This window comes from Streptomyces dryopteridis (genome assembly GCF_049606955.1).
GTDB lineage: Bacteria > Actinomycetota > Actinomycetes > Streptomycetales > Streptomycetaceae > Streptomyces.
The window spans coordinates 508,229-522,753 of record NZ_CP187114.1; the positions used below are offsets into that span (position 1 = coordinate 508,229).

The 14,525-nt window shown below is 76.1% G+C and carries 17 protein-coding genes; 5 read left to right on the forward strand and 12 right to left on the reverse strand.

Annotation, left to right across the window (positions count from 1 at the left end):
* Window positions 1-22 precede the first annotated feature (22 nt).
* The 3 genes from ACN20G_RS28685 to ACN20G_RS28695 are packed head-to-tail and all read left to right on the forward strand — an operon-like array spanning window position 23 to window position 2,033.
* Window positions 23-760, forward strand: coding sequence for a glycosyltransferase family 2 protein (locus ACN20G_RS28685; protein WP_424216126.1), 738 nt, complete (start codon window positions 23-25; stop codon window positions 758-760).
* Complete coding sequence (locus ACN20G_RS28690) at window positions 757-1,377, forward strand: TIGR04282 family arsenosugar biosynthesis glycosyltransferase (protein WP_424216127.1); 621 nt, start codon at window positions 757-759, stop codon at window positions 1,375-1,377. Before ACN20G_RS28685 ends, ACN20G_RS28690 begins: the two co-directional genes overlap by 4 nt.
* Entirely contained in the window at window positions 1,374-2,033 is a 660-nt protein-coding gene (locus ACN20G_RS28695) for a class I SAM-dependent methyltransferase (protein WP_424216128.1), read from the forward strand. Before ACN20G_RS28690 ends, ACN20G_RS28695 begins: the two co-directional genes overlap by 4 nt.
* A 23-nt stretch (window positions 2,034-2,056) precedes the next feature.
* On the opposite strand, the gene ACN20G_RS28700 is transcribed toward ACN20G_RS28695, so the two are convergent.
* Entirely contained in the window at window positions 2,057-2,461 is a 405-nt protein-coding gene (locus ACN20G_RS28700) for a hypothetical protein (protein WP_424216129.1), read from the reverse strand.
* On the reverse strand, window positions 2,461-3,612 hold the full coding sequence (locus tag ACN20G_RS28705; RefSeq protein WP_424216130.1) for a molybdopterin-dependent oxidoreductase: 1,152 nt from the start codon (window positions 3,610-3,612) through the stop codon (window positions 2,461-2,463). The genes ACN20G_RS28700 and ACN20G_RS28705 overlap by 1 nt, the downstream gene beginning before the upstream one ends.
* Window positions 3,613-3,718: 106 nt before the next feature.
* On the opposite strand from ACN20G_RS28705, the gene ACN20G_RS28710 reads away from it, so the two are divergent.
* Window positions 3,719-5,173: a glycosyltransferase 87 family protein gene (locus ACN20G_RS28710; RefSeq protein WP_424216131.1), complete on the forward strand. Its 1,455-nt coding sequence runs from the start codon at window positions 3,719-3,721 to the stop codon at window positions 5,171-5,173.
* Here the strand turns inward: ACN20G_RS28710 and ACN20G_RS28715 are convergent.
* Together ACN20G_RS28715 and ACN20G_RS28720 are read right to left on the reverse strand one after the other, a co-directional pair.
* Window positions 5,160-5,645 (reverse strand): hypothetical protein, encoded by a 486-nt coding sequence (locus ACN20G_RS28715; protein ID WP_424216132.1) that lies wholly within the window; start codon window positions 5,643-5,645, stop codon window positions 5,160-5,162. The genes ACN20G_RS28710 and ACN20G_RS28715 overlap by 14 nt on opposite strands.
* 127 nt (window positions 5,646-5,772) lie before the next feature.
* Window positions 5,773-6,237: an acyl-CoA thioesterase gene (locus tag ACN20G_RS28720; RefSeq protein ID WP_424216133.1), complete on the reverse strand. Its 465-nt coding sequence runs from the start codon at window positions 6,235-6,237 to the stop codon at window positions 5,773-5,775.
* A gap of 153 nt (window positions 6,238-6,390) precedes the next feature.
* Here ACN20G_RS28720 and ACN20G_RS28725 point away from each other — a divergent pair, with 153 nt between their 5' ends.
* Window positions 6,391-7,095, forward strand: a complete 705-nt coding sequence (locus tag ACN20G_RS28725; RefSeq protein ID WP_424216134.1) for a methyltransferase domain-containing protein — start codon at window positions 6,391-6,393, stop codon at window positions 7,093-7,095.
* 17 nt (window positions 7,096-7,112) lie between these two features.
* On the opposite strand, the gene ACN20G_RS28730 is transcribed toward ACN20G_RS28725, so the two are convergent.
* From ACN20G_RS28730 to ACN20G_RS28765, 8 genes are read right to left on the reverse strand one after another with little or no spacing between them, the layout of a single operon-like run.
* Window positions 7,113-8,324 carry a cytochrome P450 family protein gene (locus ACN20G_RS28730; protein ID WP_424216135.1) on the reverse strand — a complete coding sequence of 404 codons (1,212 nt, stop codon included), beginning with the start codon at window positions 8,322-8,324 and terminating at the stop codon, window positions 7,113-7,115.
* A gap of 32 nt (window positions 8,325-8,356) precedes the next feature.
* Entirely contained in the window at window positions 8,357-8,614 is a 258-nt protein-coding gene (locus ACN20G_RS28735) for a phosphopantetheine-binding protein (protein ID WP_424216136.1), read from the reverse strand.
* Window positions 8,615-8,661: 47 nt separating this feature from the next.
* Window positions 8,662-9,384 carry a 3-oxoacyl-ACP reductase FabG gene (gene fabG / locus ACN20G_RS28740; RefSeq protein ID WP_424216137.1) on the reverse strand — a complete coding sequence of 241 codons (723 nt, stop codon included), beginning with the start codon at window positions 9,382-9,384 and terminating at the stop codon, window positions 8,662-8,664.
* A 44-nt stretch (window positions 9,385-9,428) separates the two neighbouring features.
* A complete protein-coding gene (locus ACN20G_RS28745; RefSeq protein ID WP_424216138.1) occupies window positions 9,429-10,394 on the reverse strand; it encodes a zinc-binding dehydrogenase in 966 nt (321 codons plus the stop codon).
* Complete coding sequence (locus tag ACN20G_RS28750) at window positions 10,391-11,170, reverse strand: enoyl-CoA hydratase-related protein (protein WP_424216139.1); 780 nt, start codon at window positions 11,168-11,170, stop codon at window positions 10,391-10,393. Before ACN20G_RS28750 ends, ACN20G_RS28745 begins: the two co-directional genes overlap by 4 nt.
* Window positions 11,167-11,955: an enoyl-CoA hydratase-related protein gene (locus tag ACN20G_RS28755; protein WP_424216140.1), complete on the reverse strand. Its 789-nt coding sequence runs from the start codon at window positions 11,953-11,955 to the stop codon at window positions 11,167-11,169. The genes ACN20G_RS28750 and ACN20G_RS28755 overlap by 4 nt, the downstream gene beginning before the upstream one ends.
* Window positions 11,952-13,190, reverse strand: a complete 1,239-nt coding sequence (locus ACN20G_RS28760; protein ID WP_424216141.1) for a hydroxymethylglutaryl-CoA synthase family protein — start codon at window positions 13,188-13,190, stop codon at window positions 11,952-11,954. The genes ACN20G_RS28755 and ACN20G_RS28760 overlap by 4 nt, the downstream gene beginning before the upstream one ends.
* On the reverse strand, window positions 13,187-14,524 hold the full coding sequence (locus ACN20G_RS28765) for a beta-ketoacyl synthase N-terminal-like domain-containing protein (RefSeq protein WP_424216142.1): 1,338 nt from the start codon (window positions 14,522-14,524) through the stop codon (window positions 13,187-13,189). Before ACN20G_RS28765 ends, ACN20G_RS28760 begins: the two co-directional genes overlap by 4 nt.
* Between the last annotated feature and the right edge of the window lies 1 nt (window position 14,525).

Genomic DNA, 14,525 nt, shown 5'->3' on the forward strand with positions numbered 1-14,525 from the left:
TCCGGTTCCTACCGTGTGGGGCGTGACTCCTTCCCTTTTCCCTCCGCCGTCGGCGGACCTCGTACTGCCCTGCCTCGACGAGGCCCGAGCCCTCCCGTGGGTGCTGGCCCGGGTGCCGGCCGGGTGGCGGGCCATCGTCGTCGACAACGGCTCCACCGACGGTTCGGCCGAGATCGCCCGCTCCCTGGGCGCCACCGTGGTGCACGAGTCGCGGCGCGGTTTCGGCGCGGCCTGTCACGCGGGTCTGCTGGCCGCCCGGGCCGAGCTGGTCTGCTTCTGTGACTGCGACGCCTCCCTGGACCCCGGGCTGCTCGCGCCCATGGCCCGACGGGTCGCGGCCGGGGAGACGGACCTCCTGCTCGGCCGGCGTCGTCCCCAGGGGCGCGGGGCCTGGCCCGCGCACGCCCGGGTCGGGAACCTCGCGCTGGCGCGGATGCTGCGCCGGCGCACCGGGCTGCGCCTGCGCGACCTGGGGCCGATGCGGGTCGCGCGCCGCGAGGCGCTGCTCGCCCTGGACCTGACCGACCGGCGCAGCGGCTACCCCCTCCAGATGGTGGTCCGGGCCGCCGACGCGGGCTGGCGGGTGACCGAGACGGACGTGCCCTACCTCCCGAGGTCCGGGGGGTCGAAGGTCACGGGGACCTGGCGGGGCACCTGGCAGGCCGTGCGGGACATGCGCGGGGTCCTGGCCGAACCCCCGGTCGCGCCGACCGCGCCGCCGGCCGTGTCCGCCGCGCCGACCGCCGGGGGTGCCGCGTGAGCACGCTCCTGGTCATCGCCAAGGCCCCCGTCGCCGGACGCGTCAAGACCCGCCTGATCGGCGGGTTCAGCGCGCGGGAGGCCGCCGCGCTGGCACTGGCCTCGCTCCGGGACACCCTCGCGGCGGTCCTCGCCACCCCCGCGCGGCGCCGCGTCCTGGTCCTCGACGGGGCTCCCGGGCCCTGGGTCCCGGCGGGGATCGAGGTGGCCCCGCAGGTCGCGGGCGGTCTGGACGAGCGCTTGGCCGCCGCGTTCGCCCTCGCGGGCGGACCCGCGCTGCTCATCGGCATGGACACCCCGCAGGTCACCCCCGAACTCCTCGCGGCCGGGCTGGACTTCGACGGGGCGGACGCCCGGTTCGGGCCCGCCGAGGACGGGGGGTTCTGGGCGTTGGGCCTGGCCGATCCCGATCCGGCCCTGCTGCTCGGCGTCCCCATGTCCGTGCCGCGCACCGGGGCGGTGCAGCGGCGGCGGTTGACGGACGCCGGGCTCCTCGTGCGGGACCTGCCGGGGCTGTGCGACGTGGACACCCCGGCCGACGCGGCACGGGTCGCGGCCCGGGCCCCGTCGACCCGGTTCGCCGCCCTGCACCGCGAGCTGTGCGCGGTGGCCCGGTGACCGCCGCCCCCGCCGAGACCGCCGCCCCGACCTGGCGGGCCGACCCGTACGCGGACGCGCTGCGCACCGGGAAGGGGCCGTTGTTCCTGCGCCGGCGCGACGGCCGGGTGCTGCCGTTGGAGGTCGAGCGGTGGTGCGCCGCCGCCGACGCGGCCGACCGCACCGTCCTGGCCCGGTGCGGCGGGCCCGTCCTCGACATCGGCTGCGGGCCCGGCCGCATGGTCGCCGCCCTCGCCGCCCTGGGTCACGTCGCGCTCGGTGTGGACGTCACCCCCGAGGCGGTGACCCGGACCGTGCGCTCGGGCGGCAGCGCCCTGTGCCGGTCGGTGTTCGAACCGCTGCCCCGCGAGGGCGGCTGGGGCACGCTCCTCCTCCTCGACGGCAACATCGGCATCGGCGGCGACCCGGCCGCCCTGTTGCGCCGGGCCGCGCAACTGAGCGCCCCGGGCGGCTCCCTGCTGGTCGAGGTGGACCCGGCCGACGTGGACGAACGCATCCGGGTGCACGTGGAGAACGGCACCGGGCGGCGCGGCCACCCCTTCCGGTGGGCCCGGCTCGGGTCCCGCGCCCTGTGCGCGTGGGCCGGGGTGACGGGGTGGACCCCGGGGGACGCCTGGCGGGCCGGGGACCGCCGGTTCGTGCGCCTCACGCGCTGACCGCCGGCGCCCGCCGCGCGGGTTCAGGGGCGGCGGGCGCCCCGGCGCGCGGCGGCCCGTACCCCGGCGTACGCGAGGGTGAGCAGGGCGATGCCGGCCATGGCGAGCAGCCAGTTGCGCGGGTAGTCGAGCGGGACGACGGTGGGATTGGCCGCCCCGGCCGGGCGCAGCAGCGCGGGCAGGGCCACGGCGGTCAGGGAGCCCGCGACGAGGAGGGCCGTGCGGGCCGCGCCGCGCAGCGGCAGCCCCAGGGCGGCGGCGAGCGCGGCGAACCCGAACACGAACGGGGCGAGGAACCCGTCGTGCGCGAGGAGCGCCCCCGCGAGCCACCACAGCACGCGCCAGGGTTCGGGCTGCCACAGGAGCAGCCACGCGCCCCAGGCCGTACAGGCCAGGCCACAGGCGCCGAGCACGCGTCGGGCGGTCATCACACGGCCTCCAGTCGGGCGACCCACTTGGTCTGGAGGACTCCGGGCCGGTTGGGGGCGATGATCCGCGCCGGATGCCCGTGGTCCAGGGACAGGTCCTCGCCGTTCACCCGCAGCGCGAGCAGGGTGAGCGGGTCCCGCGCGTACGCGTGGCCCAGTTCCGTCTCCCGGTAGGCGCCCGCGGCCTCCAGGGAGACCACGCGGGCCCGGGCCCCGGGGTCGGCGCCGGCCCGGGCCAGGAGGTCCCGCACCCGCACCCCGGTCCACCGGGCGTTCTGGCTCCAGCCCTCGACGCAGGCGATGGGCAGGACCACCTCGTGTTGGGGCATGGCGCGCAGCTCGTCCAGGGTGAGGGTGTACGGGCGGGGCCCGTGCACGGTCAGGCGCCAGTCGACGAGGGCGGCGGCCGTGACGCCCGCGGCGGCGGCCGTCCGGTTGACCGGCAGCCCCTGGACCCCGTGGGCGGGGCTGCGCGGGGCGAACAGGTCCAGTGCCCCGAGGGCGGTGACGGACTGGCCGACGGTGGTCACCGTGACCGCGCCGACGGCGGCCGTGACGCCGAGCAGGAGCCGGCGGCGGTCGGGCCCGTCGGCCTCCGGCAGGGCCAGGGTGCCGGGGGAACGGGCGGTGAGGTGGTCGCGGATGAGCGGCCGGCGCACGGCGAGGTGCAGGAGCAGCGAGCCGAACAGGATCCAGGCCAGGGCCAGGTGGACCGGGACGAAGGAGAAGGGCCACGGGTACCACTGGAAGGTGTTCAGCAGTCCGGTGGTCGGTTCGAGGAGGGCGGTGGCCACGAGCACGGCCACGGAGAGCCGCTCCAGCGCGTGCCGGACCGAGCGCACCGGGGGCCACGTGAACAGGCGCGGGTAGACGGCCCACAGTTTCACCAGCAGCAGCGGGATCGCGGCGGTGCCGGCGGCCACGTGCAGGCCCTGGGTGACCCGGTAGCCCCAGTACGGGCGCGCGGGCAGGTGGTCGGTGAACCACTCCGGCGGGTGCTGGAGGCAGTGGCTCCACAGGCCGGTGACGAAGCACAGGGCCACGGCCGGGCCGAGGAGACGGCCGAGGAGCGTCGCGGTGCGGGGGTCGTGGAGGCGCGCCCGGAAGGTGACGGGCGGCCCGGAGGGGAGGGGGAGGCGCATGTCCTCCATCAGACGCCCCGCGGCGGCCCCCGGGGGTGCCGGAACACCTTACGAATCGCGGACGTCGGCGGTGGCGGGGCCCCGTCGGGGGGTGCCGGCCGGCAGTCTCCGACGGGTGAAGGCCCCTCTCCCCCGCACCCCTCGTGGCGCGCTCCTCGCCACGGCCTGCGTGCTCCTCGCGCTCGCGTCGGTCCTCGTCCTCACCCTCCGGGCGGGCGCGGGCGACGGACCCGTCGCCCTGTTCCGGCGGTACGCGCTGTGCTGGGCCCTGTTCGCGGCCGCGCTGCTCGCCGCGTGGCGGGTCCCGTCGCGGCACGTCGGCCGGCTGGTCGTGGCCGGTGCGGCGCTCGTCGCGGTGACCGGCCTGGTGGGACCGCCGAGCACCAGCACGGACTCCTACCGCTACGCGTGGGACGGCCGGCTCCAGTCCGCGGGCCTCTCCCCGTACGACCACGTGCCCGGGGACCCGGCGCTCGCCCGGTTCCGCGACCCCTGGCTGTTCCCCACCGGCGCGGCCTGCGCCGGCCCCGACCTCGCGCCGCTGCCCGCCGAGGCCGGTGTCCCCCGGTGCACGCGGATCAACCGGCCCGCCGTGCACACGATCTACCCGCCCGTCGCCGAGGCGTACTTCCGGTCCGTCGACCTGCTCTCCCCGCGGGGGTCCCGGCACAAGCCGTTCCAGATCGGGGCCGGGCTCCTCTCCCTCGGCGTCACGGGCGCGCTCCTGACGGTGTTGCGCCGGCGCGGCGGGGATCCGCGCCGGGCAGCGTACTGGGCCTGGTGCCCGGCCGTCCCGGTGGAGGCGGTGAACAACGCGCACGTGGACGTGCTGGGCGTGCTCCTCACGGTCCTCGGCCTGGGCGCGGTCGCGGCCCGAGCGCGCGGGGTCCGGGCGTTCGGCGGGGTGCTGCTCGGGGGCGCCGTCGCGACCAAGCTGATGCCGGCCGTCGTCCTGCCCGGCGCCCTGTCCGGGACGCTGTCCGAGGTCCGTCGGGTCCGGGAGGCGGTCACGGTGCTCGCGCCGGCGGCGCTGTTCGTCGTGCTCGCCTACGTCCCGTACACGCTGCTCTCCGAGGGCTCGGTCCTCGGCTACCTCGGCGGGTACGTGCGGGAGGAGGGGTACGGGGACGCGTCCGCCGGGTCCCGCTACGCGCTGCTGCGGTCGGTCCTGCCCGACGCGTGGGCGGTGCCCGTCCTGGCCCTCGTCCTCGTCGCCGTGTCGCTGCACGTGATGCGGCGCGGGGACCCGCGTCGGCCGTGGAGCGGCGCGCTGCTGGTCACCGGCTGGTCCTTCCTGCTGCTGACCCCCGGCTACTCCTGGTACGCGCTGCTGCTGGTGGCCCTGGTCGCGCTGGACGGGCGGTGGGAGTGGCTGGGGGTCGCCGCGGCGGGCGCCGCCGTGTACGTCCTCGGCCCGGTGTTCGCGTTCCGACCGGCGTGGACCGCCGTCGCGTACGGGACGGCGGCGGCCCTCGTCCTGACGACCGCGACGATCCGTCGGCGGGCCCGACCGGCCCTGCGGGATCGGCGTCCGGGGAACGCGGTCGAGGAGCCGCTCAGCAGACGATGACCAGGCCGGTGAGGGCGGTGCACGAGACGCCGGCCGCGTTGTTGCCCGTGTCGGGGTCGGGGTCGGTCCCGGTGACGGTGGTGCCGGCCGTGAGGTTCCCGATCGCGAGGGGGCCGATCTGCGCGGTCACGTTGAGGATGAAGCCCTGGCCCTCGGGCATTCCGGTGAGGTCGCAGGTGAAGGTCTTGGCGGCGGCGTCGTAGGCGCAATCGGAGAGGTCCGCGCTCGCGCCGGTGGTCTGGGACGGGAGCTGCACGACGGCGGTCACGGTGCCCGCCGCGCGGTTGGGCCCGGCGTTGCCGAAGAAGGCACGGTAGGTGACGGTGCCGGGCGCTCCCGTGGCGCTGATCGTGGTGTACAGGTCGGCGGGACCCGCCGCGTGAGCGGGCGGCGCCAGGGCGAGCAGCCCCGCGGCGAACGCGGTCGTGAACGCCGCGGTGGAACGAGTACGGGAACGGGGGCGAAGACGCATGGGTTTCCTTGTCACGTGGTGAGGTCGCGGGAACTGTAGGCGAATTCGGACGCTCGATCCCATTCTGGCCGGAACGGGCCGAATGTTGTCCTGAATCGATCAGGGGTGCGGGGTGGCGCCGGCTCCGTCACCGGGTGGGACAGTGGCCGCCGGGCGGCGCGGGTTTCGGGCGGAATTCGCCGGTCGGGGGGTCCCGGAACATGCTCAGGCGCGCGCGTTCGGCCGCGGTGAGGGCGCGGATCCCGGCGTTGTCCAGATCACAGGAGACGACCTTCGTGCGGCACGACGCGTGGACGAGAAATCCGTCGCAGACGAGGCATTCGACATCGAAGGAGACCCCGCGCAGCGCGGAAACCCACACGTGGACGGAAATGGGCTCGGCCCGATAGTCGAGAGGCCGATGGAAGGCGATCCGCTGTTCGGCCACGACGAAGTGCCGCCCTCCGGCGGATTCGCCTTTCGGCCGGAAGATCCCGGCGAGCATGCGGATCCGCCCCTCTTCGGCGATCCGCGCGTACTGCACGTTGTTGACGTGACCATAGGCGTCCATGTCGGCCCACCGCAGTGCACACGCGTACGTGAAAAAGCCCACGCCCCTCACCTTTCCCGATACGAATTTCGAATTCCCCGCCCATTGGCAGAACGATTTTCGACTGCTTCACTTGTGGACATGGAAACGACCCTGGGTTCTTTCACGAATGTCGACGCGTCCGGAAAATCCGATGCCCTGGCGGATTATCTCGACGTGGTCGAGTCCGTGCCGGCGATCCGGCGGCTGCGCGCCGCGTCGTACGACGCGGTTCCCGAGGGCCGGGGGGTGGACGTCGGGTGCGGGCGCGGGAGCGTGGTGGCGGAGCTGCGGGCCCGGGGGCGGGACGCGGTGGGGGTGGACGCCGGCCGGGATCTGGTGGCCGGGGCGCGGGCCCGGTACCCCGGGTGCGCCTTCGAGGTGGGCAACGCCGTGGACCTTCCGTTCCCCGACGGGTCCTTGGCCTGGTACCGGGCCGAACGCCTCTACCTCCACCTGCCCGACCCCCGGCGGGCCCTGGCCGAGGCGCTGCGGGTCCTGGAGGTGGGCGGACGACTGGTGTCGGTGGAGCCCGACATGTCTTCCGTGGTGGTCAGTTCCGGTGATCCGGCGGTGAGCCGGGCGATCCTGGACGCCTATCCCGATTCGATGCTCGACGGCAGGGTCGGCAGCCGGATGCCCGATCTGGTGCGGGAGGCCGGGTTCGGGAACGTCACGTGCGCCGCCGTGCCGGTGCTGATCGACGATCTGGCGCTGGCGACCCCGACGATGATCGATCCGCCGGTGACCGCGGCCCTGGCGGCGGGTTCCGTCGACACCGCGACGGTGCGCCGGTGGTACGCCGAGTTGGAGCGCCAACAGGCCCGGGGGACGTTCCTGATCGCCTGCCTGTTCTTCCTGACCCGCGCCGAACGCCCCTGAGCCGGCCCGGCCCCCGGTCACCGCTCCCCCGTGAGGTGGACGGGCAGGGCGGCCGGGCCGCGCAGGGCCGAGCGCCGCCAGGGGATGTCCCGGGCCTCGCACGCGAGCCTCGCGTCCGGGTGTCGGGCCAGAAGTCGGGCGATGACGCTGCGGAGTTCGAGCCGGGCCAGGGGCGCGCCGAGGCAGTAGTGGACGCCGTGCCCGAAGGCCATGTGCGGGTTGTGCCGGCGGGTCACGTCGACGACTTCGGGGTCCGCGTGGCGGCGTTCGTCGTGGTTGGCGAGGGCCACGCCCAGGAAGACCAGGCTGCCCCGGGGGACCGTCGTCCCGTCGAGGGTGAGGTCGGCGGCGGCGTAGCGGATCAGCCCGAGGGTGACGGGGCTGTCGTAGCGCAGGAACTCCTCGACGGCGCCGGGGACGAGGGACGGGTCGGCGAGCAGCACGGCGCGCTGCTCGGGGTGGCGCAGGAGCAGGAGGACGGCGGATCCGATCATGTGCGTGGTGGTCTCGGCGCCGGCGGCGAAGAGCATGGCGGCCATGGAGGTCAGCTCGCGGTCGTCGAGCCGGTCGGCGTCCTCGGCGGCGATCAGCGCGCTGAGCAGGCCGGAGTCCGGCCGCCGGCGTTTGACCCGCAGGACGCCCTCGATGTGCTCCCACAGCGCCCGTCGGGCGTCGGTGACGCGTCGGGTCGCGGCGGGGTCGGTGGGGAGTTCGGTCAGGGCGCCGAGCAGGGGCCGCAGGGTGCGGGCGTCGCTCTCGCCCATGCCCAGCAGCCGGCAGATGACCAGGCTCGGCAGGGGTTCGGCCAGGACCTCGACGAGATCGCACGGTGCGGGGCGGGCCGCGGCCTCGTCGAGGAGCCGGCCGACGAGCCCGTCCACGTACGGCGCCAGGTCGGCGGCGCGGCGGGCGGTGAACTCCCGGGAGACCAGGCCCCGCAGCCGGGTGTGGTCGGGCGGGTCGACGATGCCCAGGTGCGGGGGCAGGCCGTCGGTCCACTGGAAGGCGAACTCCGCGAGACGGGCGCGCAGTTCGGGGTGGGCGTGGCGGGTGTCCACGCTCAGGCGCGGGTCGGTGCACAGCCGTTGCACGTCCTCGTGCCGGGTGATCACCCACGCCTCCCCGGCGAACGCGGTGTGGATGCGCACGGCGCGCCCGGCGGCGCGGAGCCGGCCGAAGTACGGGTACGGGTCGAGGTACTGGTTGAGCGCCTTCGGCGTGCCGCTCACGGGGTGGTCCCCTCTCGTGCGGGCGGGGCGGGTCAGGGGGTGGGGCGGGCGGTGGCCTGGCGGTGCAGGGCGCGGGCGAGGTGGGCGAGGTCCGGGGCGGCGGCCATCGTCGTCGGATCCAGGCTCAGGCCCAGTTCCTCGACCGTGCCGACCAGGATGTCCATGCGGTCCAGGGAGTCGGCCCCGAGGTCCGCGAGCCGGCTGTCGGGGGTGATCCGGTCGGGCGGCAGGTGGTGGAGGACCTCGCGGGTGTGGCGGTGGAGCGTCGCGTAGACGTCTTCGGGTGTCATGGGGTGGTCCCGGGGTGCGTCGTGACGGGTGGACGGGGCGAACGGGGTCAGGCGCCGAGGCCGAGGCCGGCGTCGACGGGGATGTCGGCGCCGGTGATGTAGGAGGCGTCGGGGCCGGCGAGCCACAGCACGGCCCGGGCGATCTCGTCCGGTTCGGCGGCGCGTTTGAGGAGGGTCCGCGCGAGGAGTTCCTCCCGCATGGCCCGGGGCATGTCGTCGAGCATGTCGGTGGCGACCAGGCCGGGGCTGACGAGGTTCGCGGTGATGCCGTGGGCCGCGTACTCGCGGGCGATGCTGCGGGTCAGGCCGACGAGCCCGGCCTTGGACGCGGCGTAGTTGCAGGCCCCGCGTCGGCCCGCGTGCCCCATCACGGAGGCGATGAAGACCATGCGGCCGGTGCGGGCCCCGATCATGCCCCGGGTGGCTCGGCGGGCCACCCGGTAGGCCCCGGTGAGGTTGGTGTCCAGGACGTGGGCGAACCGTTCCTCGTCCAGCGCGGCCAGGGGCGCGGAGTCGGTGACGCCGGCGTTGGAGACGAGCACCTCCACCGGCCCGTGCTCCCGTTCTGCGGTGGTGAAGGCGGCGTCGACCTGCGCGGTGTCGGTGACGTCGCAGGGGATGGCGAGGAGTCCGCCGGCGCCGGGCGCGCGGGGCGGGGCGGGGGCGGTCCGGTGGGCGATGGCGACGCGGTCGCCGTGGTCGGCGAAGAGCCGGGCGATGGCGAGGCCGATGCCCCGGTTGCCTCCGGTGACGAGTACGGACCTGCTCATGGGGGCCTCTCGGTGCGGGGTGGCGGCGGGGTGCGGGCGGGCGTTCACCAGTGGAGGACGATCTTGCCGACGGTGTCCCCGGCCAGGAGCCGGGCCACGGCCTCGGCGCCCCGGTCGACGGGGTAGCGGGCGGCGATGTCGGGGCGCAGCCGGTGCGCGCGCATGAAGCCGAGGAGGAGGCGGAGTTCGTCGGTGGTGCCGGAGGTGCTGCCCAGGACGCGGAGTTCGTTCCAGAAGACGCGGGTGAGGTGGGCCGGGGGGTCGCCCCCGGTGGTGGCGCCGGTGACGACGACGGTGCCGCCGGGGCGTACGGAGCGCAGGGTGTGGCTCCAGGTGGCGCGGCCGACGCTCTCCATGACGGCGTCGACGGGTTCGGGCAGGGGCCGGCCGCAGGGGTGGGCGGCGTGGGCGCCGAGGTCGAGGGCGGCGGCGCGTTTGGCCTCGCTGCGGCTGGTGACCCAGACGCGGGCGCCGGCGGCGCGGGCGAGGCGGATGAGGGCCGTGGAGACCCCGCCTCCGGCGCCTTGGACGAGGACGGTCTCGCCGGGGCGGATCCGGGCCTTGGTGAAGAGCATGCGGTAGGCGGTGAGCCAGGTGCCGGTGACGCAGGCGGCCTCGGCGTGGCTGAGGTCGGGGGGTTTGGGGACGAGGCTGTGGGTGGGCACGGCGACGCGTTCGGCGAAGGTGCCGGGGACGGTCTCGCCGAGCAGGGTGCGGTGGGGGTCGCGGACGGGGTCGTGCGCCCAGCGGGGTGCGGCGATGAGGGCCCCGGCGATGACCTCGTTGCCCTCGGTGTCGACGCCTGCGGCCTCGCCGCCGAGGATCACGGGGTAGCGGTGGGCGGGCTGTCCGGCGCCGCGCAGGGTCCACAGGTCGTGGTGGTTGAGGGCGGCGGCCTTGACGGTGACCAGGCTCCAGCCCTCGGCGGGCTCGGGTTCGGGCCGGTCCCCGAAGCGCAGGGCGGACAGCGGCTCGTCCGGGGCGGGGTGGGCGGCGTACAGGGCCTTCACGTCGTGCTCCCGGTGGGTGCGGGCGGGCTCGGGCGGTGGGGTCGGGGGGTGGGGTGGTGGGCGTGGTGGGCCAGGGTGGCGCGGTGGTCGTCGATCTCGGCGGCCAGGGCCCGTTCGGCGGCGGCCCTGCGGGGCGCGGCCAGTTGGGCCTTGAGGAGTTCGAGGGTGGTGCGGGGGGCCCGTGCGACGCGGCGGGCGGTGGCGTGGGCGCGGTCGAGGACCCGGTCGTGGGGGGCGAAGGAGGTGCCGGCGCCGCGGGCGGCGAGTTCGCGGCCGGTGTAGGGGCGGGCGGTGTACAGCATCTCGGTGCCCAGGGCCGTGCCGAGGACGGCGGGCAGCAGGTGGGTCGAGCCGAGGCAGGGGGTGAAGCCGTGGGCGAGGAAGTTGGCGGCGTAGGTGCCGCTCTCGCTGAGGACGACGGCGTCCGCGTACAGGGCGAGGAGGAGGCCGCCGCCGATGGCCTGGCCGCGTACGGCGGCGACCACGGGCAGGGGGCATTCGGCGGCGGCCCGGACGAAGGCCCAGCCGTCGAGGGTGCGGGCGGGGCCGGGGGCGGTGAGGTCCTCGGGGGTGGCTCCGGCGCAGAACACCTCGGGCAGGCCGCTGAGCACGATCGCCCGTACCGCGTCGTGGCCGGCCGCGGCGGTGAGGGCGGCGGGGAGCTGCGCGCGCAGGGCGGGGGTGATGTGGTTGTGGTGTGCGGGCTGGTGGAGGCGGACCTCGGCGACGGGCGCGGTCAGGGTGATCCGCACGGCGGTGTCGGGGGTCGGGGTCACGGGAGGAGTCCTCGGTCGCGCAGGCGCTGTCGGTGTCGGGCGGACGTCGGGTCCTCCAGGCGTTCCCGCATGGCGGCCAGGGCCGCGTCGAGGGTGTCGGGCGGGGGCCACAGCGTGTGCCGGTAGTCCTTGAGGGCCCGGCCGGCGGCGGGGTCGGTGTGTCCGACGCGCAGCACGAGGGCGCGCAGGGCGTGGGCGGTGTCGGGGGACGCGTGGTCGGCGAGGCCGACGGCGAGGGCCTGGTCGGGGGTCAGTTCCCGGGCGGTGAGGGCGAGGACGTGGGCGCGGTGTGCGCCGGTGCGGCGGGCGACGATCGGGAGCAGCAGTGCGGGCAGGAGGCCGAGGAGCAGTTCGGTGAGGCGGAAGGTGGCGGCGGGGCCGGCCAGCAGGAGGTCGCAGGCGGCGGCCAGGGCGACGCCGCCGCCGATCGCGGGGCCGTCGACCGCGGCGACGGTCACCAGGGGCGAGCGGGTCAGCCGGTCGAAGAGGGTGTGCGCCTCCCGCAGCGCGGCGAGGGTGGCGTCGGGGGTGAGGGGTACGGACAGCGGCATGCCGGTGCTGAAGCGGGGCCCGTCGCCGGTGACGGCGAACACCCGCCGGTTCCGGTCCCGTTCGGCCCGGTCCAGGGCGTCGAGCAGGGCGCGGACGGTGCCGGGGCCGAGTTCGGGGGCCGTGAGGCGGGCCTCGGTCAGCCCGGGCATCGGGTGCCGCACCCGCACGGCGGGCGCGGGCGCGGTCGCGATCTCGGCCTCGGGGCGGGGGCGGGGGCGGGGGCCGGGGGTCATGTGGGGGTGTGCTCCAGCCGGGTGTAGTGCCGCGCGTGGGCTTCGATCCGTTCCAGCGCCAGCAGCGGGTACGGGCTGCTCGCGGCGAGTTCGCGGGTGAGGGTGAGGTCGGGGACGTGATCGGGGACGCCCGCGTACAGCCGGTCGGTGGCGTCGCAGATCGTGTCGTACGCGTCGATGTCGAGGAGTCGGCGCGCGTCGAGGGCCCGGGTGAGGTCGCGGCCCTCGCGGGGGCTCCTCCCGGCGGGCAGCAGGTAGCTGCAGAACTCGGCGGAGCAGCCGGATCCGTACGAGAACACCCCGACCCGTTCGGTGTGCTCCGCGGGTTCCGCGTGGTCGATGACGGAGAGCAGCGCGAGCAGGGTCGTGCCCGCGTACAGGTTGCCGACCTGCTCGGGGTGGCGCAGGGAGGCGCGGAGCCGGCGGGTGAAGTCCGCCTCGATCCGGGCCGGGGGGTGGGGGCCCTGGCCGCGCATGAGGGAGCGGTGGGCGCCCTTGACGGCGCCGGGAAAGGGGGTGTGGAAGGCGAGGTGGTCGAAGGTGGTGAGGAAGTCGGTCCCGGGGCGGTGCCGCCGGTAGTCGGCGAATGCCTCCTTCAGGCAGCGGACGTAGGACAGCAGGGAGGTGTCGGGGTCCCAGACGTGGTCGGTGGGGGTGGGGCGGCGCACGTCGTCCACGTCGAAGGAGTGGTAGCCGGCGGCGCCGTGTTCGGCGCGGGCGAGGCGGGCGTCGGGGCCGAGGAGGAAGGCGACGGCGCCGGCGCCCTGGCTGGGTTCTGCGGTCGAGCCGCGGATGGGGCGGGGGACGTCGCAGCCGATGACCAGGGCCCGGGCCTCGCGGTCGGCGGCGGCCAGGTGCGCGGCCGCCGTCTGGAGGGCGGCGACGCCCGCGTAGCATGCCTGTTTGATCTCCATGACCCGGCAGGTGCGGGGCAGGGGCAGCAGTCCGTGGATCCAGGCGGCCGCCGATTTGGACAGGTCGATGCCCGATTCCGTGCCGACCACGCAGAGTTCGATCGTGGCGAGCCGGGCCGGGTCGAGACGCGCCAGGAGGGGGGTCGCGGCGTTCACCGCGCAGGTGACGACGTCCTCGCCGGGCAGCGGCACCGTCTTGCGGACCATCCCCAGGTTGCGCATGCGGACCGGGTCCATGCCCCGGGCCGCGACCAGGTCCTCCACGTCGACGCAGGCCAGCCCCAGGTAGGCGTCGGCGTCCTCGATGCCGGTCGGTCTCACGGCGGGTCCCCTTCCCGGGGGTGGGCGAGTACGAGGGAGGTGTTGATCCCGCCGAACGCGAAGCTGTTGCTCAGCGCGGTCCGCGAGCGCGCGCTCACCCGCTCGCGGGTCAGGCGCAGGTCGGGATCGAGGGGGTCGTCGAGGTTGGGGTTGACGTGGTGGTAGCCGCCCGCCAGTTGGAGGAGGGTGGCGATCGTCTCGACCAGGCCGGCGGCGGCCAGGCCGTGGCCGAGGATGCCCTTGGTGGAGTTGATCCACGGTCCGGCCCGGGGGAACACCGCGCGCAGGGCGGCGGCCTCCGAGGCGTCGCCGGCCACCGATCCGGTGGCGTGGGCGTTGACGTAGTCCACGCCCCGCAGCCCGGCGTGGGCCAGGGCCCGGCGCATGGCCTCGGCCTGCCCGGCCGGGTCGGGGCCGGTGCCCCGGCGCCCGTCCATCACCATCCCGTACCCCAACAGTCGCCCCAGGGGCCGTGCCCCGCGCCCGGCGGCCCGGGACGCGGATTCCAGCAGCACCGCCGCCGCGATCTGCGCGGGCGCGAACCCGGACCGGGCCCGGTCGAAGGGCCGGCAGCGGGTCGTGGCGACCTCGGCGTCACCGCGCGCCATGGCGCCGGCCCGGACGAAGGCCGCGATCTCCACGGGGGAGAGTTCCCCGGCGGGGGCGACGACCAGGCAGGCCGGCACGTGCCCGTCGCCGATCAGACGGGCGGCGTGGATCAGCGCGAGGGCGCCGGCCGCCGAGGTCCCGCCGGTCATCCACCCCTCCCGGGTGCAGCCGGTGACCTGCCCGAGGGCGCCCAGGACGTCGGAGTCGAAGCAGTCCAGCAGGTGTCCGGCCCGGGCCCGCCCGGTGCGGGCGTAGTCGAGGACGGCCCGGCTCTGGTGGGCGAGGGCGTGGTTGTTGCCCGCGACGACGACGGCCGTCCCGGCCCGTTCCGCCGGCGTCGTGCGGGCCCGGGCCAGGGCGCCGAGGGCCGCGCAGCAGGCGCTGCGCACGGGCAGGCCGGCGCGGGCGGCGGTGCGGGTCAGGAGCTCGCGCTCGTGCGCGTCGGGCAGGTGACGGTCGGCCCAGGAGGGCAGGTCGAAGTCGGTGAGCCACGCTCCGGGCACCTCCGGGTGCCCCGGCTCGCCCTCCCTCGGAGGGGGCGGGCCGGACAGCAGCGGGGTGCCCGCGCGGAGCGCGAGGTCGAGTTCCCGCAGGGTCCGTGCGCGCGGGTGCAGGACGGCGGCGGCCGTGATCACCGGTGGTTCGCCGGCCCGGACCGGGCGCGCCGGCGGGACGGGGACGGGGCCGGGCCCGGGCCCGGGTGCGGGGGTCGTGGGACGGGACACG